The following is a 25,994-nucleotide window of genomic DNA, read 5'->3' as shown; positions in this document are numbered from 1 at the left end:
GCGGCTCCCATCGTCCAAAACAGAACAAACATTCTGAATTGACGATAATTCAGAATTGATGTTTCATTTCGGCCTAGGCATATAGCGACGGCAAAAGCCTGTCCAATACTTTTCCGAAGGGGAGCCAAGCATGGCCGGTGAGGAACGTCAAAGCGAGCCCAGGCTCGACGTGATCACCATTGGCCGCTCCTCGGTGGACCTTTACGGCCAGCAGATCGGCACCCGGCTGGAAGACGTCGGCAGCTTCGCCAAATCGGTCGGCGGCTGTCCCACCAATATCGCCGTCGGTACGGCGCGGCTGGGGCTCAAATCCGGGCTTATCACCCGCGTCGGCAACGAACAGATGGGACGCTTCATCCGCGAGCAGCTGCTTCGCGAGGGCGTCGACGTGGCCGGCGTGGCGACCGACAGGGAGCGGCTGACGGCTCTGGTGCTGCTCTCGGTCGAGGCCGAGGGCGTTTCGCCCATGATCTTTTATCGCACCGATTGCGCTGATATGGCGCTCGATGAAGGCGATATCGACGAGGCGCACATTGCCAGCGCCCGCGCCATCGTGGTGACGGGGACGCATTTTTCCAAACCACATAGCGCGGCGGCGCAGAAGAAGGCCATTTCCATCGCCAAGGCGCATGGGCGCAAGGTCGTGTTCGACATCGACTACCGGCCCAACCTCTGGGGGCTCGGCGGGCACGAGGCGGGCTTTGAGCGCTATGTGAAATCGGACGGCGTTTCGGCGGTCTACAAATCGGTGCTGGCCGATTGCGACCTGATCGTCGGCACCGAGGAGGAAGTGCTGATCGCCTCGGGCGAAGCGACGCTGGTGGCCGCGCTCAAGACCATTCGCGCCCTCACCAACGCGGTGATCGTGCTCAAGCGCGGGCCGATGGGCTGCATCGTCTATGACGGCGCCATTTCCGACGATCTCGAACAGGGCATTGTCGGCAAGGGTTTTCCCATCGAGGTCTTTAACGTGCTGGGCGCTGGCGACGCCTTCATGTCGGGATTTCTGCGCGGCTGGCTGCGCGGCGAGCCGCATGCGGTCTCGGCGACCTGGGCCAATGCCTGCGGGGCCTTTGCCGTCTCGCGCCTGCTCTGCGCGCCCGAATATCCAAGCTGGGAGGAGCTTTCCTATTTCCTGGCCAATGGGTCCAAGGAGAAGGCGCTGCGCAAGGACGAAAGCCTCAACCACCTGCATTGGGCGACCAATCGGCGGCGGCACTATCCGCGGCTGATGGCGCTTGCCATCGACCACCGCTCCCAGCTCGAAGCCATTGCCGGCGACAAGGCCGAGCGCATTCCCGCCTTCAAGGCGCTGGCGGTGGAAGCGGCGGCGCGGGTGGCCGGCGACCGCGACGGCTTCGGCATGCTGCTCGACGACAAATACGGCCGCGATGCCCTCTTCGCCTCGACAAAATTTCAAAAATTCTGGATCGGCAAGCCGATCGAGCTGCCGGGGAGCCGGCCGCTGCAATTCGAGTTCTCGCAGGATGTGGGGAGCCGGCTGGTGGAATGGCCGGTGGACCATTGCATCAAGGTGCTTTGCTTTTATCACCCCGACGACGAGCCTGAGCTGAAGCGCACCCAGACCGAAAAGCTGCGCACGGCCTATGAGGCGGCGCGAAAAGTCGGGCGCGACATTCTGGTCGAGATCATTGCCGGCAAGCACGGCGCGCTCGAGGACGACACGGTGGCGCGGGCTTTGACCGAGCTTTATGCGGCCGGAATCAAGCCGGACTGGTGGAAGCTCGAACCCCAGAAGAGCGAGGCGGCGTGGCGCGCGGTGGATGGGGTGATCGAGGCCAACGATCCCTGGTGCCGGGGCGTGGTGCTGCTGGGGCTCGATGCGCCGCAGGATGAACTCGAAAAGGGTTTTGAGGCGGCGCAGGCGGCCAAGGCGGTTAAGGGCTTTGCCGTCGGGCGGACGATCTTTGCCGATGCGGCCAAGGCGTGGTTTGCTGGGAATATGAGTGATGAGCAGGCGGTGGCTGATATGGCTGGAAGGTTTGCGGCGCTTATGGGGATTTGGGAGCGGGTTGCGGGGCCTGTAGAGGGCTAGCATTGCGGCTGGGGCTCCCCCTCACCCGGCCTTCGGCCGACCTCTCCCCGACGGGGCGAGGTTAAGAGGGGGGTGGGGCGGGGTTCGAACTCAAGGTTCCAGGTTCTGGAATTGGGCGAGATCGAGCCGCAGGGCCTTCGCCCCGTCGGGGAGAAGGTGCCCGAAGGGCGGATGAGGGGGCTTGGGGCCCCGAGAGAATGAGTCTGGGGCTCACCCCCACCCCGGCCCTCCCCACAAGGGGGAGGGAGGGTTTTGGCGAGAACGAGCCCCACGGTCTCCCTCCCCCTTGTGGGGAGGGAACAAGGGTGGGGGTGAGCCAGGAGCACCTGGCGGAGAGGAAACGGCCATGAGCCAGAAGACCGTACGACTGACCATGGCCCAGGCCCTGGCGCGGTTCATGACGCGGCAGATGACGGTGATCGAGGGCGAGAAGGTGCCGATCTTCGGCGGCGTCTTCGCCATTTTCGGGCATGGCAATGTCGCCGGTGTCGGCGAGGCGCTTTATGCGGTGCGCGAGGAATTGCCGACTTTTCGCGCCCAGAACGAGCAGGGCATGGCCCATGCCGCCATCGCCTTCGCCAAGGCGAGTTTCCGGCGGCGGTTCATGGCGGCGACGTCCTCGATCGGGCCGGGCGCGCTCAACATGGTGACGGCGGCGGCGCTCGCCCATGTCAACCGCCTGCCGATCCTGCTGCTGCCGGGCGATGTCTTCGCCAATCGCGGACCCGACCCGGTGCTCCAGCAAATCGAGAATTTTGGCGACGGCACGGTTTCGGCCAATGACTGTTTTCGGACCGTCTCGCGCTATTTCGACCGCATCACGCGGCCGGAGCAGATCATGCCGGCCTTGCGGCGGGCGATGGAGGTTCTCACGGACCCCGCCGAGTGCGGGCCGGTGACGCTCAGCCTCTGCCAGGATGTGCAGGCCGAGGCCTATGACTACCCGGAGAGTTTTTTCGAGGAAAAAGTCTGGCGGACGCGGCGGGTGCTGCCGGACGCCGACGAGTTCGCCGCGGCGGCTGTAGCGCTGCAAAAGGCCAAAAAACCGGTGATCATCGCGGGCGGCGGGGTGCTCTATTCGGAAGCCTCCGACGCGCTGCGCACCTTTGCGGAAAACCACGGACTGCCGGTGATGGAGACGCAGGCGGGCAAATCGAGCCTGCCGCACGACCATTATCTCAATATGGGCTCGGTGGGCGTGACCGGAACATCGGCGGCCAACCAGCTGGCGGAAGAAGCCGACCTGGTGCTGGCGGTGGGCACGCGCCTCCAGGACTTCACCACCGGCAGCTGGGCGCTGTTCCGCAACGCGGATCTCGAAATCGTCGGGCTCAACGTGCAGCCATTCGACGCCGGCAAGCACGGGGCCATGCCGCTGGTGGGCGATGCGCGCACGACGCTCGAAGCGCTCGATGCTTCGCTCGGCGGCTGGCAGGCCGACCAGGACTGGACCGACAGCGCCCTCAAGGGCAAGGCCGAATGGCTGGAAGCGGCGGGGCGGGCGACGGCGCCGACCAATGAACTGCCGTCCGACGCGCAGGTGATCGGCGCGGTACAGCGGGCGCGGGACAATGCCATTCTCGTCTGCGCGGCGGGCGGGCTGCCGGGGGAGCTACACAAGCTCTGGCAGGCCAAGGGGCCGGGGAGCTATCACCTCGAATACGGCTTTTCGACCATGGGCTACGAGATCGCGGGGGGCCTGGGCGTCAAGCTGGCGCGGCCCTATGACGACGTCGTGGTGATGGTGGGCGACGGCAGCTACATGATGCTGAACTCGGAGATCGCCTCCTCGATCATGCTGGGGGCCAAGCTCACCATCGTGCTGCTCGACAATGCCGGCTATGGCTGCATCAACCGGCTGCAGATGGCCACCGGCGGGGCCAACTTCAACAATCTGCTCAAGGACACCTATCACGAGGTGCTGCCGCAGATCGATTTTGCGGCGCACGCCGCCTCGATGGGGGCGGTAGCCAGGAAGGTGGCCTCGATTGCCGAGCTCGAAGCGGCGCTGAAAGAGACCGAGCGGGAGACGCGGACCACGGTGCTGGTCATCGACACCGATCCGCTGATCACCACCGAGGCGGGCGGCGCCTGGTGGGATGTGGCGGTGCCCGAAGTCTCGGACCGCAAGCAGGTGAATGCGGCGCGAAAAGACTACGAGCAGGCGCTAAAAGACCAAAAGCACGTTTAGGACCAAAAGCATGAAAGCCAAACTGGGGATGTCCCCGATCGCCTGGTGGAATGACGACCTGGTGGAGCTGAGCGACGACGTTTCGCTCGAGGAATGCCTGCGCCAGTCGCGCTCGGCCGGGTTCACCGGCATGGAGAAGGGGCGGCGCTTCCCGGACGATCCCGAGGTAATGCTGCCGATCCTGCGCGCCGCCGACGTGACGCTGTGCGGCGGCTGGTTTTCCGGCACGCTGGTCAACGAGGAGCTGGCGGCCAACAAGGACCGCATCGCGCCGATGATCGAGCTCTTCAAGGCCGTCGACGCACCCTGCATCGTCTATGGCGAAGTCGGCCGCTCGATCCAGGGGGATCGGTCGAAGCCGCTGGCGACCAAGCCGAAGCTTTCGGACGACGAGATGAAGGCCTATGCCAAAAAGGTGACGGCCTTCGGGGAATGGTGCGCCGAGCAGGGCATGCCGCTTTCCTATCACCACCATATGGCGGCCGTGGTCGAGACCGAGCCGGAGCTGGATGCCTTCATGGCGGCGTCGGGTCCGGGCATTCCGCTGCTGCTCGATGCCGGGCACCTGGCCTTTGCCGGCGGGGACGTGCTGCGGGCCATCGACAATCACCATGCGCGCATCAACCACGTGCACGTGAAGGACATTCGCCGCGCCGTGGTGGATGGGCTGGATCGCAGCAAGCAGAGCTTCCTCGATGCCGTGGCACTCGGCGCCTTCACCGTGCCGGGCGATGGTTCTTTGGACTTCGGCGCCATCGTGCAGCGCTTTGCGGACCATGGCTATGAAGGCTGGTTCGTGGTCGAGGCCGAGCAGGACCCCAAGAAGAACCCGCCGCTCAGAATGGCGCAGGTCGGGCATGCCGAACTGATGCGGGTGATGAACGCCGCCGGCTATACGGTCGAGACGCAGGGCTTTCCGACCCGCTGAGGGAGGGCTAGAAAGCCCTTTCCACCGAGGAGGATGCGATGACGGACGACAAGCAGCCGGAAAAGCCGGGTTTCATGACGCTGGGCTGGTTCGAACCGGTCTATCGCCGGGTGATCGTGGTCGCCGCCATCGCCTGCTGGACGCTCTGGGAATGGCTTTACAACCACGACCAGTTCTGGGGCCTCATCTCGCTGGTGATGCTGGTCTATGGCGTCTGGACCTTCTTCATCAATTTCGACAAGGCGCTCGAGGAGGCCCGCAAGAATGCCAAACCTAAAAGTTAGGCCGAAGGGGACTTCCGGCCGCGTGGTGTCGGTGACGCCGGAAAGCGCGGGCTGGACCTATGTCGGGTTCGAGCTTTTCAAGCTCAAACCCGGCGAGACGGCGAGCGAGAAGACCGGCACCCGCGAGGTTTGCCTCGTGCTGGTTTCGGGCCGGGCGAAAATCTCGGGCGGCGGCGAAGATTTCGGCGAGATCGGCGAGCGCATGTCGCCCTTCGAGGGCGCACCCTATGCGGTCTATGTGCCGGCCGGGGCCGAGTGGAGCGTCGAGGCGACGACGGAGCTGGAACTGGCCGTGTGCTCGGCGCCGGGCGCCGGCGGCACGCTGCCGGCCCGACTGATCCCGCCGGGGACCAATCCGCAGATCACGCGCGGCACCGGCACCAATACCCGCTACGTGACCAATATCCTGCCTGAGACCGACCCGGCGGACTCTCTGTTGGTGGTGGAAGTGATTACGCCGGGCGGCCATACGTCGAGCTATCCGCCGCACAAGCACGATACCGACAACCTGCCGCACGAAAGCTTTCTGGAAGAGACCTACTACCACCGGCTCAACCCGCCGCAGGGTTTCGGGTTTCAGCGGGTCTATACCGATGACCGCAGCCTCGATGAGGCGATGGTGGTGGAAGACGGCGACGTGACGCTGGTGCCCAAGGGCTATCATCCGGTGGCGGCGACGCACGGGTATGATCTTTATTACCTCAACGTTATGGCCGGGCCGAAGCGCACGTGGAAATTCTACAATGCGCCTGAGCATGAGTGGCTGGTGAAGTAGGCCGGCCGGTGTTGCTGGCCACCCCTCACCCGCCGCTCCGCGGCGACCTCTCCCCGAGGGGGCGAGGTGGGTGGTGGGGCGCGATCGTGCATCATCGCCTTCGCCCCGTCGGGGAGAAGGTGGCCGAAGGCCGGATGAGGGGTCTTTCTAGAAGTCGCTGGCGTCCAAGAAAATCGCCGCGGCCTTCTCCAGCCCGGCGCGATCTTCTTCATCAAACCGGCCCGGATTGGGGCTGTCGAGGTCGAGAACGCCGATGACCTTGCCGTCCTTAAGCAGCGGCACCACCAGTTCGGAGCGCGAGGCGGCGTCGCAGGCGATGTGGCCGGGGAAGGCGAAAACGTCGGGGACGACGATGGAGCGCTTTTCGGCCACCGAGGTGCCGCAGACGCCGCGCCCGATGGCGATGCGCACGCAGGCCGGCTTGCCCTGGAAGGGCCCGACGACCAGCTCGTCGCCCGCCGCGTTGAGGAAGTAGAACCCGGCCCAGTTGAGATCGGGCAGCATGGCGAAGATCAGCGCCGACATGTTGGCGGCATTGGCGATCCTGTCGCGCTCGCCGGTGAAGAGGCCAGTGAGTTGCAGCGCGAGTTCGGCGTAGAGCTCGGATTTGCTGGCAAAGGCATCGGCGGCGGGAGCGGGTTGGAACATTTTTGGGACTTGGGTTCGGTGGCAGTGGGGGAGATATAGGCCGGGCACGTCGGGAAGTTAAGGCGGCATGTGGGCGCGGTCAGTGAGCAAGATCAGTGACTGGGGCTTCCCCTTGACTGTTGCTGCTCTAGGCTCGCATATCGCCGCCGATCACTATGGGGAGCGCACACATGCCGGCCAGCAATTTCATCCTCACCCTCTCCTGCGAGGACCGGCCGGGTATCGTGGCGGCGGTCACGACCGAACTCGCCGCCCTCAATGCCAATATCGCCGAATCCAACCAGTTCTGGGATCGCGAGACCGGGCGCTTCTTCATGCGTCTGGCGTTCACTGCGCCAGATGGCGAGGCGCGCGAGGCAATCGACAAGGCGCTCAAGCCGGCCATCGAGCGCTTCGGCATGCGGACCGAACTGATCGACCAGAGCCAGAAGAAGAAAATCCTGGTCATGGTCTCCAAGTTCGACCATGCGCTGCTGCACCTGCTCTACCAGATCCGGGTCGGCTGGCTGGATGCCGAGGTGGTGGCCATCATCTCCAACCACGAGGATTCGCGCAAGACCGCAGAATACGAAGGCATTCCCTATCACGTGCTGCCGGTCAGCAAGGACAACAAGGCCGCCCAGGAAGAGGAAGTCCTAAAACTCTTCAAGGAAACGGGGGCAGATCTCGTCGTGCTGGCGCGCTACATGCAGATCCTTTCGGACAAGCTCTCGACGCGACTCTATGGGCAGGTGATCAATATCCACCACTCGTTCCTGCCCAGCTTCAAGGGCGCAAAGCCCTATCACCAGGCCCATGAGCGCGGGGTCAAGATCATCGGGGCGACGGCGCATTACGTGACGCCGGACCTGGATGAAGGTCCGATCATCGAGCAGGAAATCGAACGCGTGAACCACGCCATGAGCCCGGACGACCTGATTGCGACGGGACGTGACGTCGAGAGCCGGGTGCTGGCGCGGGCGGTGAAACTGCACCTCGAGAGCCGGGTCATGCTCAATGGGCGCAAGACGGTGGTGTTCGGGTAGGACGACAGGGCGCGTGGCCTTTCCCCTCCCTGGCCCTCCCCAGGGTGAGGTTTGTTGCTCGAGCCTAGCCCCCTTGCGGGGGTGGAGCGTGTACCAGGCGCGCTGCGCCAACCACCGCACTTAAAAGCCAAAAACCTCAGGCGACGCCCGTGTGGCGATAGCCCGCCGGCATGCGGCGAACCGAGCGGGTGGCGCCGGTCGCGTAGGCGCCGACGGCTTCGTCCACCGGTGCACGGCGCTTTTCGCGCTGCAGCGGCAGGCGCTGGCGCTCTGCAATCATCTGACTGAGAAACGTCGCATCCGAACTGATGCGGACCAAGGACGGGCGCTCGGCGCGCGCCTCGGTGGCCACGGGGAGGTAGCGGGAAAAGTCCTGGCTGTGGCTTGTCTCGTTTTGGGACATGTTTGGCCGTTCCTGTATCGGTTCGGGCCAAGTGTTTCGTCCCGGATCACCCGAAACGCGGCCCTACCCGCTACGTTGCAGCCAACGTGCCAAACGTAAAGGTCTTGTTAAGACTTTGTACCGGCTTTGGAAAACTATTGCTTATGGTTGCCGTTTTCTTAACGGCCCATGCTCAATCGCATGACGTGACGCCGCTTGCCGGCCATGCCGGCGGCCTCGAACCCGGCTCGTTCGAAAGCCGGGACGAAACCCATGAACCGATAGGACGGTGCGTCGGGCGCCACCGGATAGGCCTCGACCACATTGGCACCCTCGGAGCGGGCATGGGCGACGGCGGCGGCGATGAGCTGGTGGGCGATGCCCTGCCCGCGCCATTGCCGCCGCGCGAACATGCAGGCCAATGACCACACGACTTCGCCCGGCGAGGGATCTGGGCCCTTGAGGCGCTGATAGGTCGCCTTGGGCGCGATCGATACCCAGGCGACCGGCAGGCCTGCGTCGTAGGCGAGGAGGCCAACCGGCATACCGCCGGCAATGCGCCCCGACATCTGGCCATGGCGCTTCTCGCTCGACGTGTTCCGCCCGCGCCCCTCTGCCGCGGTAGCGCGCCAGACCATGCACCAGCAGAATTTGGGACCGCCGGGCGCCATGAACAGCGCCTCGAAATCGGCGGCATTGATGGCGGTGACGGGGCGGAAGTCGAGCTTTTTGGAAACGGTCGTGGTCATGGCCAAAACCCTGCCGGAATGCTGAGGGTCAGGCGACCCGGTTTCAACGCGGCAGACGCCGCAGCACTTTCTCGATGCGCACCCGCTTGGATTTCTGCTCCATACCGCGGAGGCGTGTTTCGAGAATGGCGCGAAACTCCTCGATATTGTCGCGGCCGATGATTGGCCCGACAGCTTCGGCGTAGGACGGCAACTGGTTGTCCGGCGCAGTGCGCAGCGTATCGAGGAGGATGGGCAGCGTCCGCGCCTGATGCCCGGCCTCGGCGAGCTTGACGAGGATCGAGACCGTCCTATCCCGCGCGATCACCGAACTGCCGGCGGCCGCCTCGAGGACTTCGGGAAGGCGCGCGGCAATATCGGCGCTGCGCTCGGCGGTGATGGTATCAATGGCGGTGAGTGCACCCCAGACCATGCGGTTATTGCGGGACTTGAGCGCGGCGAAGAGCGCCTGCCAATGCGGCGCCAGAAGCTCCGGGCGGCGTTCGCCCAACTCGTAGAGCGCCTTGATGGCATCGTTGCGCACCGCCTGCGGACCCGAGCCGATAGCGCCGACCAATTCGGCAATGCCGGCCTCGTCTCCGCTTGCCGCCAGGCTCTCGGCCAGCGCGACATTGGGCGCTTCGTCATTGCGGCCGAGCGCATTGGCCAATCGGGGCAGTACGGACATAGATGCTCTCTCCCACACCTGCCCCATAACGTCGGCGGGCGCCGGAAGCTCCTATTCCCCCACCAGCCAGTCGATACGATAGCGTCCCCTGCCCTCGTCCGCCAGCAGCCCGGCCAGCGCCGGAAACAGCACCTTGAGTTCGCTTTCAAGCGTATAGGGTGGGTTGACGATCACCATGCCGGTGCCGTGAAGGCGCGGCGGCGTCGAGGCGGCGCGGATGGTCAGTTCCGTGCGCAGGATCTTCGGGATGCCGGTGGCCTTGAGATCGGCGGCGAAGCGTTCGGCATCGCGCGGGTCCTTGATCGGATACCAGAGCGCGAAGACCCCGTTGGGAAAGCGCTTGTGGGCCTTTTCGAGGGCGCTGACCATGCGCGGGTATTCGTTGGGCTCCTCGAAGGGCGGGTCGATGAGCACCAGGCCGCGCTTTTCCTTGGGCGGCAGATGCGTGCCCAGAGCCGCCCAGCCGTCGAGTTCGGTGACACGCACCTGGATGTCACCGGCGAAATTCTCCTTGAGCGCCATGACGTCACGCGGATGGAGTTCGAGGGCGAAGAGCCGGTCCTGCTCACGCAGCATTCGGCGGGTGATGAAGGGCGAGCCCGGGTAGTAGCGCAGCCCGCCATTCGGATTGAAGCTGCGCACGATATCGAGGTAGGGCGCGGCCAGATTCGCCGCCTCGCCTTCGAGCGGTCGGTCGAAAACGCGCTTGATCCCTTCCTCCCACTCACCAGTCTTGGAGGCCTTCTCGCCCCGCAGGTCGTAGAGACCAACGCCCGAATGGGTATCGAGCACGCGGTAGGCGGCCGGCTTCAGGGCCAGGTAGGCCAGGATGCGGGTGAGGATCAGGTGCTTGACCACGTCGGCGAAATTGCCGGCATGGAAGGCGTGGCGATAATTCATCCGTGGCGCGCCTGTGCGGTGAGAATGGTGGCCGCGAAGGCCGTGAAGATGGCGGCGAACGACCAGTTGAGCGCGCGCTCGACCCACTTGGTACGCTTGAAGGCCGCGGCGAGCCAATCGGCCATGAGCACGGTGAGGAGCCCCAGCGGGATCGAGAGCAGCACGAATTCGCCGCCGAGGAAGAAGAGCTTGCCGGTCGCCGCCGGATCGTGGGCATCCACGAACTGGGGCAGGAAGGTCACGAAGAACAGCACGACCTTGGGGTTGAGCAGATTGATGCCGATGCCGGTCATGAAGCTCTGCCAGACCGTCGGCGGTTTCTTGGCAGCCTCGGCGATGCGCAGCCCGCCGCCATGGACGATGGCCTGATAGGCGAGCCAGAGGAGATAAAGCGCGCCCACGATCTTGAGCGCCAGGAACAGCGGCGGGGCGGCGATGATGAGGACGGAAATGCCGAAGGCGACGAGCGTCGTGTGCACGAGAATTCCAGTCATGGCGCCGAACATCGCCGCCACGCCATGGGCGCGGCCGTAATTGATGGCGCGGCTCAATTGCAGGGCCATGTCGGGGCCGGGCGTGATGGCCAGCACGATCGTTGCCAGCGCAAAGGCCAGGATCACCGAGGGATCGGGAAGGAATGGGGGCATTGTCGGCTCCGCTCGGCCCGCGCCGGCCTCAACCCAGAGGCAGCTCGTAGCTTCGCTTGATGGTTTCCATCGGCACGTCGGTCTTGACGCTCTGCACGCTTGGAATACGGGTGAGATAGTCGGCCTGGAAGCGCCAATAGGCATGAAGATCTGCGGTTACCACTCGCATGATTGCGTCGCATTCGCCAGTGGTGAGGTAGCACTCGACCACTTCGGGGAAGTTGCGCACCGTCTCGGCGAACTGATGGGTCACGGCTGCATCCTGGGTCTTGAACCACACCCGCACGAAGACGGTGAGACCAATGCCGACCTTGGCGCCGTTGAGCACCGCCACATATTGGTCGATGACCCCAGATTCCTCGAGCAGGCGCACCCGCCTGAGGCACGGCGAGGGCGAGAGGCCGACCTCGTTGGCCAACTCGACATTGGACATGCGCGCGTTGCGCTGCAATGCTTTGAGGATGCGGCGATCGATGGCATCGAGCGAATCTGGCATATTCCGGCTTTCAGGCATGCGGCATTGGCAGATAATGCCACCTTGTGGCCCAGGCTTGACGTTATCGCAAGAATATTGCTTTGCCGCTGGTGTATCGTGTCGCGATCAGAACGGGAAACAGACCATCACCATGGCCAATGACATCAAGAAAGTCGTGCTTGCCTATTCGGGCGGCCTCGACACCTCCATCATCCTCAAATGGCTGCAGGAAACCTACAATTGCGAAGTGGTGACCTTCACCGCTGACCTCGGCCAGGGCGAAGAGCTCGAGCCGGCGCGCAAGAAGGCCGAGATGTTCGGCATCAAGGATATCCGCATCGAGGACCTGCGCGAGGAATTCGTGCGCGACTTCGTCTTCCCGATGTTCCGCGCCAATACCGTCTATGAAGGCCAGTACCTGCTCGGCACCTCGATCGCCCGGCCGCTGATCGCCAAGCGCCTCGTCGAGATCGCCCAGGAAACCGGCGCCGACGCCATTTCCCACGGCGCCACCGGCAAGGGCAACGACCAGGTCCGGTTCGAGCTGACCGCCAATGCGCTCGATCCCTCGATCAAGGTCATCGCGCCCTGGCGCGAATGGGATTTGCGCTCGCGTACGGCGCTGCTCAACTATGCCGAGAAGAACCAGATCCCGATCGCCAAGGACAAGCGCGGCGAGGCCCCGTTCTCCGTCGACGCCAACCTGCTGCACACCTCGTCCGAAGGCATGGTGCTGGAAGACCCGGCCATCCCGGCGCCCGACTATGTCGCCCAGCGCACGGTCGATCCCGAAAAGGCCCCGAACGAGCCCGAGATCATCACCATCGGCTTCGAGAAGGGCGACCCGGTCTCGGTCAATGGCGTGAAGCTCTCCCCCGCTGCCTTGCTCACCAAGCTCAACGAGCTGGGCGGCAAGCATGGTGTCGGCCGGCTCGACCTCGTCGAGAACCGTTTCGTCGGCATGAAGTCGCGCGGCCTCTACGAGACCCCGGGCGGCACCATCCTGCTGGCGGCGCACCGCGGCATCGAATCCATCACGCTCGACCGCGGCGAGGCGCATCTCAAGGATGAGCTGATGCCCAAATATGCCGAGCTCATCTACAACGGCTTCTGGTTCGCCCCCGAGCGCGAAATGCTCCAGGCCGCGATCGACCACACCCAGCGCTACGTCACCGGTGAAGTGACGGTGAAGCTCTACAAGGGCTCGGCCAACGTCATCGCGCGCTCCTCGCCCAATTCGCTCTACTCGATGGACCTCGTGACCTTCGAGGAAGGCGCCGTGGCCTATGACCACAAGGATGCTGCCGGCTTCATCCGCCTCAACGGCCTGCGCCTCAAGACCTGGGCCGCTCGCAACAAGAAGGCCGGCAATTAACCATAAGGCCCGCCTCCCGGCGGGCCTCCCCATTTACATGGGGTCGTGGTCATCCTCTCCGGTTAAGTACCCATTAAGTCGGGGCGGCTAGCCTAGCCGCTCGTTTTGGGGGAACGAAAAATCGAGGATGACCGGATGCAGGCGGGTTTGGGGGACCAGCAGGCAGGGGAGGCCGGCGGGCTTTTGCTCGATGCGGCCCTCGAAAGCATTCCATATGGCTTCTGTGTCTGGAGTCCGAAGTTCCGCCTCGTGATGTGGAACCGGCACTACCTGGACATCTATGGCTTCTCGGCCAAGGCCATCCGCAAGGGCATGACGCTGGAGGAGATCGTCGAGCTCTCCGCGCGCCTGGGCAACCACCCGGGACAGGGCGTTTCCGAGTTCTACGAAGCCTATACCCATCAATTGCTGGCCAATCGCAGCGGCGCCCGCGCCAAGGAGCGCGAGACGCTGGCCGGCGGCCGCACGGTCGAGAGCGCCCATGTCTTCGCGCCCGGCCTCGGTTGGGTGGTGACGCACGAGGACGTGACCGAAGAGCTTGAAAAGAACGAGATCGTCCAGCGTCGCCGCCGCGAACTCGAACGGCAGAACATCCGGCTGGACGCGGCGGTCAACAATATCTCGCAGGGCCTTTGCATGTACGACCCCAAGGGTCGGCTCGTCATCTGCAACCAGCCCTACCAGCGCATCTACAACCTGCCCGAGGACTATCTGCGCCCAGGCACGCAGCTCGAGGACATCCTCGGCTGGCTGTTCGACCAGGGCATGAGCGCGATGGAAGATCGCGAGGGCTATATCCAGTGGCGCCGCGACGTCATCGCCAAGGGCGAATACGGCAAGAACATCCACGAGCTCTACGGCCGCACCATCATGATGCAGCACCATCCCATGAAGGATGGCGGCTGGGTCTCGACCCACGAGGACATAACCGAGCAGCGCCAGACCGAGGCACGCATCCGCCACCTGGCGCGCCATGACGCGCTGACGGACCTGCCCAACCGCATCCAGTTCCTCGAGGAGATGGCTTCGCTCGAAAGCGGGCTCAAGCGCGGCGAGAAGGCGGCCGTGCTCTGCATCGACCTCGACCACTTCAAGGCAGTCAACGATACCCTGGGCCACGCCATCGGCGACGAGGTCCTAAAGCAGGTCTCCGCCCGCCTCTGGGGCACGACGCGCGAGACCGATATCCTCGCCCGGCTCGGGGGAGACGAATTCTCCCTGCTGCTGCGCCCGGTCGAGCATCCGGCCGATGCGGCGCGGGTGGCCGAGCGCATCGTCAAGGTGATCGCGGCACCCTTCCAGATCCAGGGCCACCATATCCTTATCGGCGCCAGCGTCGGCATCGCCATGGCGCCCGGCGATGGCGCCCTGACCGATACGCTGATGAAGAATGCCGATCTCGCCTGCTACAAGGCCAAGAGCGAGGGCCGCTCGGCCTATCACTTCTTCGAGCCCGGCATGGATGCCGACCTCCAGAAGCGCCGCACGATCGAGCAGGGCCTGCGTGTGGCGCTGTCGCGCGACGAGCTGCGTCTCGTGTTCCAGCCGCTGGTCGGCCTCAAGGAAAACCGCGTCACGTGCTTCGAGGCGCTGCTGCGCTGGGACCACGCCGAGCTCGGCACCATCTCGCCGGCCGAGTTCATTCCCATCGCCGAGGAGACCGGCCTCATCGTCCAGATCGGGGAATGGGTGCTGCGCCAGGCCTGCCGCGCCGCCGCCACCTGGCCGTCCGGTATCCGGGTGGCGGTCAATCTCTCGCCCATCCAGTTTAAGAACCGCAAGCTCGGGGAAACGGTCCGTGCGGTTCTCGCCGAAACCGGCCTGCCGGCGACCCGGCTCGAACTCGAAATCACGGAATCGCTGCTCCTGGCCGACAACGAATCCACGCTCAAGACCCTCCACGAACTGCGCGCCTTGGGCGTGCGCATCTCGATGGACGATTTCGGCACCGGCTATTCCTCGCTCTCCTACCTGCGCTCCTTCCCCTTCGACAAGATCAAGATCGACCGCTCCTTCATGCGCGACCTCGACGGGCGCAGCGATAGCCTAGCCATCATCAAGGCGGTGATCGGGCTGGGGCATTCGCTCGGCATGTCGACCACCGCCGAAGGGGTCGAAACCGAGGAGCAGTTGAAGGCCGTGCGCGACCAGGGTTGCAACGAAGTGCAGGGCTTCCTGTTCAGCCCGCCCATCGAAGCGAGCGCCATCCGCAAGCTTCTCGCCACGGAAGCCGACCGCCTCGGGGCCATGCGCAAGGCGTCCTGATATGGGGCGCAGGGCTGCCCTGCGCCGAAATATCTTGTTTCCGACACATCTTTTCGGTAAGGCCAGCAGCGAAAAATGCGCCACTGCGTCCCGGGGGACCTTGGCGCTTTGTTGTTCCAGCACGAGCCGACCGGAATACCGTTTCCTTTGGGAATCGTGCCAAGACTGGTGACCCTTTCGATGTCCCTGCGCAATATCGCCATCATCGCCCACGTCGACCATGGCAAGACGACCCTCATTGACGTGCTGCTCAAGCAGTCCGGCTCCTTCCGCGAGAACCAGCGCGTCGAAGAACGCGTCATGGACTCCAACGATATCGAGCGCGAGCGCGGCATCACGATCCTGGCCAAGGTGACCTCCCTCGTCTGGAAGGACACCCGCATCAATATCGTGGACACGCCCGGCCACGCCGATTTCGGCGGCGAAGTCGAGCGCATCCTCTCGATGGTGGATGGCGTGGTGATCCTGGTGGACGCGGCCGAAGGCCCGATGCCCCAGACCAAGTTCGTGCTCGGCAAGGCGCTGGCCCAGGGCCTGCGGCCCATCGTGGCGATCAACAAGATCGACCGTACCGACGAGCGGCACCTCGAAGTGCTCGAGGAAATCTTCGACCTCTTCATCGCGCTCGACGCCACCCCCGAGCAGCTCGACTTCCCCGTGCTCTACGGTTCGGGCCGCAATGGCTGGATGGCTACCGAACCCGGCGGCGCCCGCGAATCCATGGCCCCGCTGCTGGACAAGGTCGTCGAATACGTGCCCGAGCCCAAGGTGGAAGAGGGCCCGTTCCGCATGCTCGTCACCACCATCGAGCGCAACCCGTTCCTCGGCCGCGTTCTCACCGGCCGCATCACCTCGGGCACGGTCAAGGCGGGCGACGCCGTCCACACGCTCGACCGGACCGGCAAGGAAGTCGAGAAGGCCCGCGTCAGTAAGGTTCTCGCCTTCCGCGGCCTTGAGCGCACCCCGATCGAGGTCGGCGAGGCCGGCGACATCGTTGCTATTGCAGGCCTTGAGGATTCGACCGTCGCCAACACCATCTGCGCCCCGCAGGTTACCCAGCCGGTCGAGACCAAGCCGATCGACCCGCCGACCCTCTCGGTCACCTTCCGCATCAATGACGGCCCGCTGGCCGGCCGCGAAGGCGACAAGGTGCAGTCCCGCGTCATCCGCGAGCGCCTGCTGCGCGAAGCCGAAGGCAATGTCGCCATCCGCGTGACCGAAGGCGAGGACAACGATTCGTTCGACGTCGCCGGCCGCGGCGAACTCCAGCTCGCCGTTCTCATCGAGAACATGCGCCGCGAAGGGTTCGAGCTCACCATCGGTCGCCCGAAGGTCGTGCTGCGCGAGGAGAACGGCCAGAAGCTCGAGCCGATCGAGGAAGTCATCATCGACGTCGATGACGAGCATTCCGGCGTCGTCGTCCAGAAGCTCACCGAGCGCAAGGGCGAGCTGGTGGACATGCGCCCCTCGGGCGTCAACCGCACCCGCCTGCGCTTCTTCGTGCCGACCCGCTCGCTCATCGGCTACCAGCCCGAACTGCTGTCGGACACCCGTGGCACCGCGATCTTCAACCGCCTCTTCCACGAATACGCTCCCTACAAGGGCGCGCTGCCGGGTCGCCGCACGGGCGTGCTGATCTCGAACGCCACCGGCGTTTCGGTGACCTATGCGCTCTGGAACCTGGAAGACCGTGGCCCGATGATGATCGAGGGCGGCGTCGACGTCTACGAAGGCATGATCATCGGCGAGCACAACCGGGAAAACGACCTGGAAGTGAACCCGCTCAAGGGCAAGCAGCTGACCAACATCCGCACCACGTCCAAGGACGAGGCGGTCAAACTTACGACACCGAAGAAGCTCACTCTCGAACAGTCGCTCGGCTATATCGCCGACGACGAATATGTCGAGGTGACGCCCAAGTCGATCCGCCTGCGCAAGATCGCCCTCGACCCCAACGAGCGCAAGAAGCTGTCGCGCGCCAAGGCCGCCAGCTAAGATTTTCGACACCGCTCTTCCGGCCTCTGCCGGGGGAGCACTTTCGAGAATCGGGCACGGACAGCGACCTGAGATACCGTGAAACGAGCGAGGAGCGACGGACGGCATGAGTGAGTGGATTATCGGTTTCATCACCGAACAGGGTTATGTCGGCATCTTCATGCTGATGGTCCTGGAAAACCTCTTCCCACCCATCCCGTCCGAGCTGATCATGCCCTTTGCCGGCTTTGCCGCAGCAGAGGGTAACCTCGGCTTCGGCGGCGTCGTCATCGCCGGCGTCCTCGGTTCGCTCGTCGGCACCCTGCCCTGGTATTTCGTCGCGCGCTGGCTCGGCCTCGAACGGCTGAAGAAGCTCGCCGACCGCTTCGGGCGCGTCGCCACCATCTCGACTGCCGATATCGACGACGCCAACCGCTGGTTCTCCAGATACGGCCGACTGACCGTGCTCTTCGGCCGCCTCATCCCGGCCATCCGCACGCTGATCTCGATCCCCGCCGGCCTCGCCTCGATGCCCTTCACGCCGTTCGTCGCCTGCACGGCCATCGGCAGCTTCGTCTGGACCCTGATCCTCACCGCCTCCGGCTACCTGCTCCACGAAAGCTATTCGATCGTCGAGGCCTGGATCGACCCGGCCACCAAGGTGATCGTCGTGGCCCTGGTGGGTATCTACCTCTACCGCTTCGTGACCTGGAAACGCTCGGACGCCTGATCGGCGCGACTTTTCGGGCGCCTTGCCGTGAAACATTTTTGTTTCACGGAGAAGAGGCGTGTTTTTGAGGGTTTTTGGCGGGGAAAATTCAGCTAACCAGCTGACTTTGCAGCGGATTTTGACCGCTCATCCCGCCCAAATCGTTAAATTTTGACTCAATTTCGGGTCATCTTTGCCGATCCTGCGCGGGTTTTGCGCGGTTTCTCGGTGCTTTTCGGGCATTGATCGGTCCGTCCTCCTCATAGAGCCGGGTAGCTCGAGGTGAGAGCCCGGGCCGGCGGCGCAGCTATTCTACGCCGGCCGCCAGGAGGGTGGAGAGATCCGGTGCCCGGCTCGAACGGAGCAACCCGTCTTGTCGTGGCACCACCCAATCCCACCCCACCACTGAACTTCCCCGGGCGAAGACCCGGGGCCTATTGCACCCCTCCACTCGAGTGGAGGCATCCGTGGGCCCCGGCTCTGCGGCCGGGGAAGATCGTGGGGGTGGTGCGCCTGGTGGCGACGGTGGCGCTGGGTAGGACAGGGGAATAGAAGGCGCGGACAGCGGATAGGAGCCGAGAGGCGAAGAGCTGGGGTTGCGAATTTGGAAGCAGTGGGCGGCCCCTGGCCGCGCTCCCGTTGCGCCCCTACCCCTTGAACTCGTCCTTGCCCTTCCGAAGCGCCGCGAAAACCGCAAAAGGTTCGGCGCCGCGCAGGCCCATGGCTGCGGCTATGCCTGGGTCGTCGGCGCGCAGGAAGGGATTGGCGCGCTTCTCTTCGCCCAGCCGCGAGGGCACCGTGAAGCGGCCGGCCTGGCGCAGGGTGTTGACCTGCCCGGCGCGCAGCTTGAGATCGAGATTGTCCGGATCGACGGCGAGCGCGTAGCGGGCATTGGCGGCAGTGTATTCGTGCCCGCAATAGATGAGCGTGTCATCGGGCAGCGCCCGCAGGCGCTTGAGCCCCTCCCACATCGGCTCCGGCGTTCCCTCGAACATGCGCCCGCAGCCCAGCGAGAAGAGCGCGTCACCGGTGAAGAGATGCAGCCCGGCACGGTCGAAATAGGCGATATGGCCGAGCGTGTGCCCGGGCGTGGCAATGATCTCGAACGCGGTCTTGCCCAGGGCCAGCGGCTCGCCGGGGCCGACCAGAACGTCGAGCCCGTCGATCTTGTCGGCCTCGGCGCGCGGGCCGGTGACAGTGACGCCGAAATCGCGCTTGAGCTCGGCAATGCCCTCGACGTGATCCGTGTGGTGGTGGGTGATGAAGATGTCGGAGAGCGTCCAGCCGCGGTGAAGCAGCGCCGTCTTGATCGCCAGGGCCTCGGGAGCATCGATGGCGGCCGTCCTGCCGGTCTGGGTATCGTGGGCGAGGTAGCCGTAATTGTCCTGGCGAGCCTGGAAGACGTCGACGATCAGGGTCACTGTTCCGTTCCATCCTTGTGAGCGATGGGTGGGAAGTTAGGGACGGGGCACCTAGATGACAAGCGGAACGACTTCACGCAAATTGGAGCCATGGCCCAGGACGTTCGCCGACTCATCGATTTCTACAAGACCCCGCTGGGCCGGATCGCGCGGGCGCTGGTGCGCGAGCAGATCATGGCGCTGGCCGGCGAGGTGCGCGGCCTGCGCGTGCTGGGCCTCGGTTTCGCCTCGCCCTATCTGCGCTTCGCGCTGGAGCCTGCCGAGCGCGTGCTTGCCTTCATGCCGGCGCGCCAGGGCGCCTCGGCCTGGCCACGCGAGGGCCCGTCGCATACCGTGCTCTGCGACCCGCTCGAAATGCCGCTGACCGATGCGGCGGTGGACCTCACCATTGCGGTCCACGCCTTCGAGCACATTGCGGATGCCGAGGAATTGATGCGCGAGCTCTGGCGCATTTCGGCGCCCAATGCGCGGTTGATCGTGGTGGTGCCGCGTCGGCGCGGCATGTGGGCGCAACGGGACAACACGCCCTTCGGCACGGGCAATCCGTTCTCGGGGCCCCAGCTCGAAAAGCTGCTGCGCGACCATTCCTTCACGCCTGAAGCCTGGCGCGACGCGCTGTTCCTGCCGCCTTTTCATACCGGGCTCGTGCTCAAATCCACGCGCCTGTTCGAACGCGGGCTGCGGGTTTTCGGGCCGACCTTTGCGGGGGTTACGATTGTGAAAGCGCGCAAAGAGGCATTCCCGGCGGTGCCCCGGCGGCTGCGGGTCGAACGCTATATCCGTGTGCCGGACCTGGCGCCGCAGACGATCATGCAATTGCCGCCGAAGGTTTAGGGCGGCGGCGCCGGGTGATCGCCGCCGGCAGCTTCTTGCTAATCCCGCCATCACCACAGGACTTCCCCGGCCGCAGAGCCGGCAACTGTAATTCAGGTTGCGAAGCTTGTTCGGTTTTTCATGATGGCGTTGATGGTGACGAGGAGCTTTCTGGCGAGGGCAACGAGGGCAGGCTTGGGTGGTTTTCCGGCCTGGCGCAGGCGGTGGTAGAAGGCGTTGAGAGGCGATTGTGTTCGCAAGGATGCGACGGCGGCCATGTAGAGGGCCTGGCGGACGCGGCGGCGGCCACCGCGGATGGAGCGCTGTCCGCGCCGTAGGCCGCTATCGTTGTTGAGCGGGGCCAACCCGGCCAGGGTGGCGATCTGCTTGCCCGAGCGCCGGCCCAGTTCGGGCATCAGGGCGGCCAGGACAGAGGCGGTGACCGGGCCGATGCCGGGCACCGAGCGGATCAGGGCCTGGTCCTGTGCCAGGGCGGCATCGCTGCCGATCTGGTTCTGGATTTCGACCTCGATGGCGGCGATGGCCTGGTTGAGACCGGCCAGGTGCCGGTCCAGGTCGGCGCCGATGAAGGAATCGGTTATCTCGATCCGGCGCTGCTTTTCCTGGGTGCGCATGGCCACCAACTGGTCGCGGCGGCGGCTGAGCAGGCCGAGCCGCTCGCGTCCGGCCTCGGGCAGCGGGTCGGCCACGAGGCGCAGGGCCCGGCCCATTTCGGCAAGCATGGCCGCATCGAGCGCATCGGTCTTGGCGAGCTGGCCGCTGGCCCGCGCAAAGTCACGGGCCCGCAGCGGATTGACCCGGACATGGCCGATCCCGGCCAGCGCCAGTCCGGCGCGCAAGCTCCTGTCGTAAACCCCGCTCGCCTCCAGCACCACGAGAGTGCCCTCCCGCTCCAGCGTGGCGGCGAATGCGGCGATGGCGTCCATCGTGTTGGCGATCCGCTGCACGCCCTCCCCGCCGGAAGAGGCGATATCCAGCCAGGCTTTCGAAACGTCGATTCCAATCCAGGTCGGTGATAGGGTCATGGGCCTGTCCCTGTGATCCGAGGTCCGTCTCAAGCGGCCTCGTGCAACTGTTCAGGTGTTTGTCAAAGCGGGCGGGGACCCGTGCCGGCTCTCGGTCTTTAAACCTGGGGCCCAACGGTCTCCCGCCCGTACCCAATATGGCACAGCACAATTACACAGGGGCCCACGGATACCTCCACTCGGGTGGAGGGGTGCAATAGACCCCGGGTCTTCGCCCGGGGAAGTGCGGTGGTGGGGAGGGTGGGGTGAGAGTGGGGTGTGAGGCAGGACGAGGGACGAGGGTGGAGATTTACCCCGGCTCGCTCCCCCGCGACTTTCCACCCTCCCCTCCGGCTTTTCTTTGCGTTCGCGGCGACCTTTGAATATGGTCCGGCCCGGTCCATCCACCTTTCGTGAATCCATCCATGTCCGACCGTCCCGTACCCCGTCCAGGCCTGCTGACCATTGCGCCCTACGTTCCCGGCCGCTCGCAGGCGGCGCCGGGGGTTGCTCCGGTGAAGCTTTCGGCCAATGAGAGCCCGCTGGGCACGAGCCCGCGCGCGCTGCATGCCTTCAACCAGGCGGTTTCCGAAGGCCTCGAAATCTATCCGGAGGGGACCTCAAAACACCTGCGCGTGGCTTTGGGCGAGGTGAACGGGCTGGACCCCGACCAGATCCTTTGCGGCAACGGCTCGGACGATATCCTGCACCTTCTCGCCCAATCGTTCCTCGATGTCGGGCACGAGGCGATCATGAGCCGCTATGGCTTTTCGGTCTATCCGATCATCACCGCGGCGGCAGGCGCCACGCTGGTGGTTGCCGAGGAGACCGACTACACGGCCGATGTCGACGCCATGCTGGCGGCGGTGACCGAGCGCACCAAAATGGTGTTCCTGGCCAACCCCAATAACCCCACCGGCACCTACCTGCCGGCCGCCGAACTCGAGCGGCTGCACAGGGGCCTGCGCCCCGATATCCTGCTGGTCATCGACAGCGCCTATGCCGACTTCGTCACCGCCGGCGACTACACGGCCGGCATCGAGCTGGTCGACAATGCGCGCAATGTCGTCATGGTCCGCACCTTCTCCAAGATCGGGCTCGCCGCGGCGCGCGTTGGCTGGATGTATGGCCGGCGCGAGATCGTGGACCTGGTCAACCGCATCCGCAGCCCCTTCAACCTCAACCGCCCGGCCCAGTATGCCGCGGCCGAAGCGGCGCGCGATATCGAATTCAATACGCGCCTGCGCGAATACAATGCCGATTGGCGCGACTGGCTGACCCAGAGCCTCAATTCCAACGAGATGCGCGTCGTGCCCAGTCAGGGCAATTTCATCCTCTTGCTGTTCCCCGACGCCGCCCGGGCCTCCGCGGCCTTCCAGGCGCTCTACCAGCAGGGCCTCATCGTGCGCGAGGTAGGGGACAGCTACGGCATTCCCAACGGGCTGCGCATCAGCATCGGCCCCGAGGACGCCATGCGCCGGGTGGTCGGGATCTTGAAGGATTTTGGGGGTCGCCCGTGACGTTCGAAAAGCTCGCCCTGATCGGCATCGGCCTCATCGGCTCCTCGATCGCCCGCGCCGTGCGCCAGCATGGCCTGGCCAGAACAATTGCCATCTCGACCCGCAGCCAGGCGACGCTCGATGAAGCCAAAGCGCTTGGCTTGGGCGACATCTATGAGCGCGACCCGGCCAGGGCCGTCGAAGGCGCCGACCTCGTCATCCTCTGCACGCCTGTGGGCGCCTACGAGGCCGTGACCCGCGCCATCGCCGCCGCCCTGATGCCCGGAGCCATCGTGTCGGACGTAGGCTCGGTCAAGGAGCACGTGGTCAAGGTGATGAAGCCGCTGCTTCCCGCCAATGTCCACTTCATCCCCGGCCACCCCATTGCCGGCACCGAGCATTCGGGGCCGTCGGCGGGCTTCCCGGAACTCTTCATCAACCGCTGGTGCGTGCTGACGCCCGAGGCGGGGACCGATCCCGAGGCGATCGACAAGCTCGTCGGCTTCTGGCGGGCCCTTGGCTCGAACGTCGAAGTGATGGACCCGGCGCACCATGACATGGTGCTGGCCATTACCAGCCACATTCCGCACCTCATCGCCTACAACATCGTGGGCACGGTGGCGGATCTAGAAACGTCGACCAAGTCCGAAGTCATCAAGTTCTCGGCCTCGGGCTTCCGCGACTTCACCCGCATCGCCGCCAGCGATCCGGTGATGTGGCGCGACGTGTTCCTTACCAATCGCGACGCGGTGCTCGAAATGCTCGGGCGCTTCAACGAGGACCTGTCCTCGCTCCAGCGCGCCGTGCGCAACGGCGACGGGCCGGCGCTCGAAGCGCTCTTCACCCGCACCCGCGCCATCCGCCGCTCGATCATCAATGCCGGCCAGGAAACCGCCGCCGCCGATTTCGGGCGCCCGCACGGGACCGATACGCCTGCCCCGGCGCCGGCCGAGACGGTACAGCGCGACCACGGTGGTGGCGAGGACGCCTAGGGGCCGTGCTCAATTGCACCGGTAGATGAGGTTGCGATGGCCTCCCCACCCACCGGACTTCCCCGGACTTGATCCGGGGAAGTTCAGTGGTTGTGGCGCGGCAGACGGACAGCGCTTCCGTTGGAATCGGATGAGGAAATAAGCGCTCTGGGGGCGCCGGGACTTATTGAGTACGGGCCCTAGGCTGCCCTAGAGCAGCGGCGGGACCATGCCGACGGGGATGAGGCCGACCAGCACGACGCCGCCGCGCATGGTGATGGTCTGCCCATAGGAGCCATCGGGCGCCTGCTGGCCCAGCATGATGTTGCGAACCTGCGCCGGAATGCGATCGCCCAGCCGCTCGACGATGCCGCGCGAGGAGAGCTGCAGCTGGCCCTGCGGGCGCATCTGTTCGTCGAGCCCGACATCGCCCGAGGTCCTGATGAAGTTCTCGCCATCGCTGGCCTGGACGTTGACGAGCTTGACCGTGCCGCCGGCGCCCTGCCAGCGGCGGATGGCGTCGCCCTCGGCCATGAGCCGCACGTCGTCGGGCAGGCCATTGATCTCGGCCTCGACGCTCACCTTGCCGTCGGCGATCTGCAGGCCGGGCATGACGAGGTTTTCGAGCGGCGCATAGACCGCCAGCGCCGCCAGGCCCTTGGCGGGCTCGTGGCGCTCGGGAATATCGATGAGGTGGAGTTCGGCCAGGCTCGCCTTGGCGATGAGCTCGTCGCTCGGCAGCGTGTTGTAGAAGGCAAGGTTCTCGACATGCACCGAGACGCGCGCGATGCGCCAGCTGTCGAGCCGCACGCTGGCCTGCGCGAGGCCGAAATCGAGCCGCTGCTCATTGCCCGAGAACGCATCCTTGAGGACGAGCGGGGAGCTGGCGATGAAGAGGGCGTGGGTGGGCTGGTAGACGAGCACGCTGCCGCGGATCTCGGCGAGCTGGGCGGTCACATCCTGCATCTGGACCGTCGCGCCCTTGCACACCACATCCATGGCGAAGGGATAACCACCGGTCGACAGCTCCGCACAGGTGATTTTCGGGTCGCTGACGCCATCGCCATTTGCCAGGTTCGCCACCTGCTTTTCGACTTGGCTTGCAACGAAAAGCCAGGCGCCGGTCCAGGCGAGCACGACCAGGGCAACGATGACGGCTAGGATGATGATTCGCTTCATGGCTCATCTTTCTATCTGGCCGCCCTGCGCTCGTCACGCTCCGGCGCCAGATTGATCGCGCAAGCGAACAGGTTCAGGTTAGAGACATGGACGCGCCATACGATACGACTTCGCACTGGGTTTTCGGCTACGGTTCCCTCATCTGGAATCCGGGCTTCCGCTTCGCCCGCAGCCAGCTGGCGCTGCTGCGCGGGGCGCACAGGAGCCTGTGCATCTATTCCACCCACCATCGCGGCACGCCCGAGCAGCCGGGCCTGGTTTTCGGCCTCGTCCATGGCGGCTCATGCCAGGGCATGGCCTTCGAGGTGAGCCATGAGGACTGGAGTGCAGTCAACGCCTACCTGCGCGAGCGCGAGCAGGTGACGGCGGTCTATCGCGAGGCGCTGCGGCCCGTGCAACTGGCCGATGGCCGCTCGGTTGCGGCGCTGACCTATCTCGTGGATGAAAGCCATATCCAGTTCGCCGGGCGGCTGGCGGTCGAGGAGCAATTGCGCCTCGTGCGGCACAGCGCCGGCTCGTCAGGCCCCAATACGGAATACGTGGTCAACACCGCCGATCACCTCGAACGGCTGGGCATACGCGACCGGGGATTGCTGGAACTGACGCGCCTGCTCAGGAACGGCGCAAGCGAAGCCGCCTGAAGCTCAGGCGGCCGAAAGCGTGGCGGGCTCGGCCCCTTCGAGATCCCAGATCACCGTCATGCGGGCCACTTCGTCATCGGGCGCGGCAAGGCTGAAGACGCGATCGGCGCAATCCATGGCGAGGCGGAAACGGGCGCGGCTCTGCTGGTCGTTGATGACATCGTCGATCGAGCCGACCCAGAGGACGAGCGAACCGCTGGCGATGACATAGAGCTTGCCGGGGACGAGCGCGAAATTGTCGAAGCGCTCGACAACCAGCCCATAGGCGCGGCCGGATTTGCCTTTCCAGCTCACGCCCCGCGGAAAGACGGAAACCTTACTGATCTGGTCGAGCGCCGGCACCATGACTGCCCCCTGCATCGCGAAGAGAACAAAAATAGAACAAATTGAACGTT

Annotated in this window: 25 protein-coding genes; 14 read left to right on the top strand and 11 right to left on the bottom strand. The window is 64.9% G+C overall.

Annotated features, from left to right (window positions below; translation table 11 throughout):
• The first annotated feature begins 130 nt into the window (after positions 1 to 130).
• The 5 genes from JNE37_RS09650 (at position 131) to iolB (ending at position 6,234) form a co-directional block, all read left to right on the top strand.
• Positions 131 to 2,056: a bifunctional 5-dehydro-2-deoxygluconokinase/5-dehydro-2-deoxyphosphogluconate aldolase gene (locus tag JNE37_RS09650; protein WP_203066090.1), complete on the top strand. Its 1,926-nt coding sequence runs from the start codon at positions 131 to 133 to the stop codon at positions 2,054 to 2,056.
• Positions 2,057 to 2,402: 346 nt separating this feature from the next.
• Positions 2,403 to 4,247, top strand: a complete 1,845-nt coding sequence (iolD, locus tag JNE37_RS09645) for a 3D-(3,5/4)-trihydroxycyclohexane-1,2-dione acylhydrolase (decyclizing) (RefSeq protein ID WP_203066089.1) — start codon at positions 2,403 to 2,405, stop codon at positions 4,245 to 4,247.
• 10 nt (positions 4,248 to 4,257) lie between these two features.
• The gene (gene iolE, locus JNE37_RS09640) at positions 4,258 to 5,175 is read left to right on the top strand and encodes a myo-inosose-2 dehydratase (RefSeq protein WP_203066088.1); all 918 of its coding nucleotides are present in this window, start codon (positions 4,258 to 4,260) and stop codon (positions 5,173 to 5,175) included.
• Between the two features lie 38 nt (positions 5,176 to 5,213).
• The gene (locus JNE37_RS09635; protein WP_035094677.1) at positions 5,214 to 5,459 is read left to right on the top strand and encodes a hypothetical protein; all 246 of its coding nucleotides are present in this window, start codon (positions 5,214 to 5,216) and stop codon (positions 5,457 to 5,459) included.
• Complete coding sequence (gene iolB, locus JNE37_RS09630; protein ID WP_203066087.1) at positions 5,440 to 6,234, top strand: 5-deoxy-glucuronate isomerase; 795 nt, start codon at positions 5,440 to 5,442, stop codon at positions 6,232 to 6,234. The genes JNE37_RS09635 and iolB overlap by 20 nt, the downstream gene beginning before the upstream one ends.
• Before the next feature lie 147 nt (positions 6,235 to 6,381).
• Here the strand turns inward: iolB and JNE37_RS09625 are convergent, their stop codons facing one another.
• Positions 6,382 to 6,882 (bottom strand): GAF domain-containing protein, encoded by a 501-nt coding sequence (locus JNE37_RS09625; protein WP_203066086.1) that lies wholly within the window; start codon positions 6,880 to 6,882, stop codon positions 6,382 to 6,384.
• A gap of 170 nt (positions 6,883 to 7,052) precedes the next feature.
• Between JNE37_RS09625 and purU the strand changes: the two genes are divergently transcribed.
• Positions 7,053 to 7,907, top strand: coding sequence for a formyltetrahydrofolate deformylase (purU, locus tag JNE37_RS09620; protein ID WP_203066085.1), 855 nt, complete (start codon positions 7,053 to 7,055; stop codon positions 7,905 to 7,907).
• A 136-nt stretch (positions 7,908 to 8,043) separates the two neighbouring features.
• Here purU and JNE37_RS09615 read toward each other — a convergent pair whose 3' ends face one another.
• The 6 genes from JNE37_RS09615 to JNE37_RS09590 form a co-directional block, all read right to left on the bottom strand.
• Positions 8,044 to 8,310, bottom strand: coding sequence for a hypothetical protein (locus tag JNE37_RS09615; protein ID WP_035037878.1), 267 nt, complete (start codon positions 8,308 to 8,310; stop codon positions 8,044 to 8,046).
• A gap of 158 nt (positions 8,311 to 8,468) precedes the next feature.
• A complete protein-coding gene (locus JNE37_RS09610; RefSeq protein WP_203066084.1) occupies positions 8,469 to 9,038 on the bottom strand; it encodes a GNAT family N-acetyltransferase in 570 nt (189 codons plus the stop codon).
• 43 nt (positions 9,039 to 9,081) lie between these two features.
• Positions 9,082 to 9,705: a hypothetical protein gene (locus JNE37_RS09605; RefSeq protein ID WP_203066083.1), complete on the bottom strand. Its 624-nt coding sequence runs from the start codon at positions 9,703 to 9,705 to the stop codon at positions 9,082 to 9,084.
• A 51-nt stretch (positions 9,706 to 9,756) separates the two neighbouring features.
• The gene (locus JNE37_RS09600; protein WP_203066082.1) at positions 9,757 to 10,605 is read right to left on the bottom strand and encodes a 23S rRNA (adenine(2030)-N(6))-methyltransferase RlmJ; all 849 of its coding nucleotides are present in this window, start codon (positions 10,603 to 10,605) and stop codon (positions 9,757 to 9,759) included.
• Positions 10,602 to 11,252 carry a LysE family translocator gene (locus tag JNE37_RS09595; protein ID WP_035037886.1) on the bottom strand — a complete coding sequence of 217 codons (651 nt, stop codon included), beginning with the start codon at positions 11,250 to 11,252 and terminating at the stop codon, positions 10,602 to 10,604. The genes JNE37_RS09600 and JNE37_RS09595 overlap by 4 nt, the downstream gene beginning before the upstream one ends.
• Positions 11,253 to 11,280: 28 nt before the next feature.
• Positions 11,281 to 11,748, bottom strand: coding sequence for an Lrp/AsnC family transcriptional regulator (locus JNE37_RS09590; protein ID WP_203066081.1), 468 nt, complete (start codon positions 11,746 to 11,748; stop codon positions 11,281 to 11,283).
• A gap of 130 nt (positions 11,749 to 11,878) precedes the next feature.
• Between JNE37_RS09590 and JNE37_RS09585 the strand changes: the two genes are divergently transcribed.
• The 4 genes from JNE37_RS09585 to JNE37_RS09570 all read left to right on the top strand — a co-directional run bounded on the left by JNE37_RS09585 (position 11,879) and on the right by JNE37_RS09570 (position 18,071).
• A complete protein-coding gene (locus JNE37_RS09585) occupies positions 11,879 to 13,102 on the top strand; it encodes an argininosuccinate synthase (protein ID WP_182399072.1) in 1,224 nt (407 codons plus the stop codon).
• Between the two features lie 135 nt (positions 13,103 to 13,237).
• The gene (locus tag JNE37_RS09580; RefSeq protein WP_203066080.1) at positions 13,238 to 15,367 is read left to right on the top strand and encodes a putative bifunctional diguanylate cyclase/phosphodiesterase; all 2,130 of its coding nucleotides are present in this window, start codon (positions 13,238 to 13,240) and stop codon (positions 15,365 to 15,367) included.
• A 180-nt stretch (positions 15,368 to 15,547) separates the two neighbouring features.
• Positions 15,548 to 17,362, top strand: a complete 1,815-nt coding sequence (gene typA / locus JNE37_RS09575; RefSeq protein WP_035037892.1) for a translational GTPase TypA — start codon at positions 15,548 to 15,550, stop codon at positions 17,360 to 17,362.
• A gap of 106 nt (positions 17,363 to 17,468) precedes the next feature.
• Positions 17,469 to 18,071 (top strand): DedA family protein, encoded by a 603-nt coding sequence (locus tag JNE37_RS09570; RefSeq protein WP_203066079.1) that lies wholly within the window; start codon positions 17,469 to 17,471, stop codon positions 18,069 to 18,071.
• A gap of 626 nt (positions 18,072 to 18,697) precedes the next feature.
• Here the strand turns inward: JNE37_RS09570 and gloB are convergent.
• Positions 18,698 to 19,471: a hydroxyacylglutathione hydrolase gene (gene gloB, locus JNE37_RS09565; protein WP_203066078.1), complete on the bottom strand. Its 774-nt coding sequence runs from the start codon at positions 19,469 to 19,471 to the stop codon at positions 18,698 to 18,700.
• 90 nt (positions 19,472 to 19,561) lie between these two features.
• Here gloB and JNE37_RS09560 point away from each other — a divergent pair, with 90 nt between their 5' ends.
• Entirely contained in the window at positions 19,562 to 20,305 is a 744-nt protein-coding gene (locus tag JNE37_RS09560; RefSeq protein ID WP_035037896.1) for a class I SAM-dependent methyltransferase, read from the top strand.
• Between the two features lie 92 nt (positions 20,306 to 20,397).
• On the opposite strand, the gene JNE37_RS09555 is transcribed toward JNE37_RS09560, so the two are convergent.
• Positions 20,398 to 21,330 (bottom strand): IS110 family RNA-guided transposase, encoded by a 933-nt coding sequence (locus tag JNE37_RS09555; protein ID WP_203063436.1) that lies wholly within the window; start codon positions 21,328 to 21,330, stop codon positions 20,398 to 20,400.
• Positions 21,331 to 21,734: 404 nt separating this feature from the next.
• On the opposite strand from JNE37_RS09555, the gene hisC reads away from it, so the two are divergent.
• Both hisC and JNE37_RS09545 read left to right on the top strand, forming a co-directional pair.
• Positions 21,735 to 22,829, top strand: a complete 1,095-nt coding sequence (hisC, locus tag JNE37_RS09550) for a histidinol-phosphate transaminase (RefSeq protein WP_203066077.1) — start codon at positions 21,735 to 21,737, stop codon at positions 22,827 to 22,829.
• Positions 22,826 to 23,800 carry a prephenate/arogenate dehydrogenase family protein gene (locus JNE37_RS09545; protein ID WP_182399066.1) on the top strand — a complete coding sequence of 325 codons (975 nt, stop codon included), beginning with the start codon at positions 22,826 to 22,828 and terminating at the stop codon, positions 23,798 to 23,800. The genes hisC and JNE37_RS09545 overlap by 4 nt, the downstream gene beginning before the upstream one ends.
• A 189-nt stretch (positions 23,801 to 23,989) precedes the next feature.
• Here the strand turns inward: JNE37_RS09545 and JNE37_RS09540 are convergent, their stop codons facing one another.
• Positions 23,990 to 24,958 carry a DUF2125 domain-containing protein gene (locus JNE37_RS09540; protein ID WP_203066076.1) on the bottom strand — a complete coding sequence of 323 codons (969 nt, stop codon included), beginning with the start codon at positions 24,956 to 24,958 and terminating at the stop codon, positions 23,990 to 23,992.
• Between the two features lie 86 nt (positions 24,959 to 25,044).
• Between JNE37_RS09540 and JNE37_RS09535 the strand changes: the two genes are divergently transcribed.
• On the top strand, positions 25,045 to 25,599 hold the full coding sequence (locus JNE37_RS09535) for a gamma-glutamylcyclotransferase (RefSeq protein ID WP_035037903.1): 555 nt from the start codon (positions 25,045 to 25,047) through the stop codon (positions 25,597 to 25,599).
• A gap of 3 nt (positions 25,600 to 25,602) precedes the next feature.
• Here JNE37_RS09535 and JNE37_RS09530 read toward each other — a convergent pair whose 3' ends face one another.
• On the bottom strand, positions 25,603 to 25,944 hold the full coding sequence (locus JNE37_RS09530; protein ID WP_035037906.1) for a hypothetical protein: 342 nt from the start codon (positions 25,942 to 25,944) through the stop codon (positions 25,603 to 25,605).
• Positions 25,945 to 25,994 lie beyond the last annotated feature (50 nt).

The sequence above is a fragment of the Paradevosia shaoguanensis genome (assembly GCF_016801025.1).
GTDB classification, from domain to species: Bacteria; Pseudomonadota; Alphaproteobacteria; order Rhizobiales; family Devosiaceae; genus Paradevosia; species Paradevosia shaoguanensis.
This window is presented reverse-complemented; position numbering and strand designations above follow the sequence as displayed.

Coding starts and splice junctions, on each gene's coding strand:
- JNE37_RS09650 (WP_203066090.1), top strand. CDS start 131: ATGGCCGGTGAGGAACGTCAAAGCGAGCCCAGGCTCGACGTGATCACC.
- iolD (WP_203066089.1), top strand. CDS start 2,403: ATGAGCCAGAAGACCGTACGACTGACCATGGCCCAGGCCCTGGCGCGG.
- iolE (WP_203066088.1), top strand. CDS start 4,258: ATGAAAGCCAAACTGGGGATGTCCCCGATCGCCTGGTGGAATGACGAC.
- JNE37_RS09635 (WP_035094677.1), top strand. CDS start 5,214: ATGACGGACGACAAGCAGCCGGAAAAGCCGGGTTTCATGACGCTGGGC.
- iolB (WP_203066087.1), top strand. CDS start 5,440: ATGCCAAACCTAAAAGTTAGGCCGAAGGGGACTTCCGGCCGCGTGGTG.
- JNE37_RS09625 (WP_203066086.1), bottom strand. CDS start 6,882: ATGTTCCAACCCGCTCCCGCCGCCGATGCCTTTGCCAGCAAATCCGAG.
- purU (WP_203066085.1), top strand. CDS start 7,053: ATGCCGGCCAGCAATTTCATCCTCACCCTCTCCTGCGAGGACCGGCCG.
- JNE37_RS09615 (WP_035037878.1), bottom strand. CDS start 8,310: ATGTCCCAAAACGAGACAAGCCACAGCCAGGACTTTTCCCGCTACCTC.
- JNE37_RS09610 (WP_203066084.1), bottom strand. CDS start 9,038: ATGACCACGACCGTTTCCAAAAAGCTCGACTTCCGCCCCGTCACCGCC.
- JNE37_RS09605 (WP_203066083.1), bottom strand. CDS start 9,705: ATGTCCGTACTGCCCCGATTGGCCAATGCGCTCGGCCGCAATGACGAA.
- JNE37_RS09600 (WP_203066082.1), bottom strand. CDS start 10,605: ATGAATTATCGCCACGCCTTCCATGCCGGCAATTTCGCCGACGTGGTC.
- JNE37_RS09595 (WP_035037886.1), bottom strand. CDS start 11,252: ATGCCCCCATTCCTTCCCGATCCCTCGGTGATCCTGGCCTTTGCGCTG.
- JNE37_RS09590 (WP_203066081.1), bottom strand. CDS start 11,748: ATGCCAGATTCGCTCGATGCCATCGATCGCCGCATCCTCAAAGCATTG.
- JNE37_RS09585 (WP_182399072.1), top strand. CDS start 11,879: ATGGCCAATGACATCAAGAAAGTCGTGCTTGCCTATTCGGGCGGCCTC.
- JNE37_RS09580 (WP_203066080.1), top strand. CDS start 13,238: ATGCAGGCGGGTTTGGGGGACCAGCAGGCAGGGGAGGCCGGCGGGCTT.
- typA (WP_035037892.1), top strand. CDS start 15,548: ATGTCCCTGCGCAATATCGCCATCATCGCCCACGTCGACCATGGCAAG.
- JNE37_RS09570 (WP_203066079.1), top strand. CDS start 17,469: ATGAGTGAGTGGATTATCGGTTTCATCACCGAACAGGGTTATGTCGGC.
- JNE37_RS09560 (WP_035037896.1), top strand. CDS start 19,562: ATGGCCCAGGACGTTCGCCGACTCATCGATTTCTACAAGACCCCGCTG.
- JNE37_RS09555 (WP_203063436.1), bottom strand. CDS start 21,330: ATGACCCTATCACCGACCTGGATTGGAATCGACGTTTCGAAAGCCTGG.
- hisC (WP_203066077.1), top strand. CDS start 21,735: ATGTCCGACCGTCCCGTACCCCGTCCAGGCCTGCTGACCATTGCGCCC.
- JNE37_RS09540 (WP_203066076.1), bottom strand. CDS start 24,958: ATGAAGCGAATCATCATCCTAGCCGTCATCGTTGCCCTGGTCGTGCTC.
- JNE37_RS09535 (WP_035037903.1), top strand. CDS start 25,045: ATGGACGCGCCATACGATACGACTTCGCACTGGGTTTTCGGCTACGGT.
- JNE37_RS09530 (WP_035037906.1), bottom strand. CDS start 25,944: ATGGTGCCGGCGCTCGACCAGATCAGTAAGGTTTCCGTCTTTCCGCGG.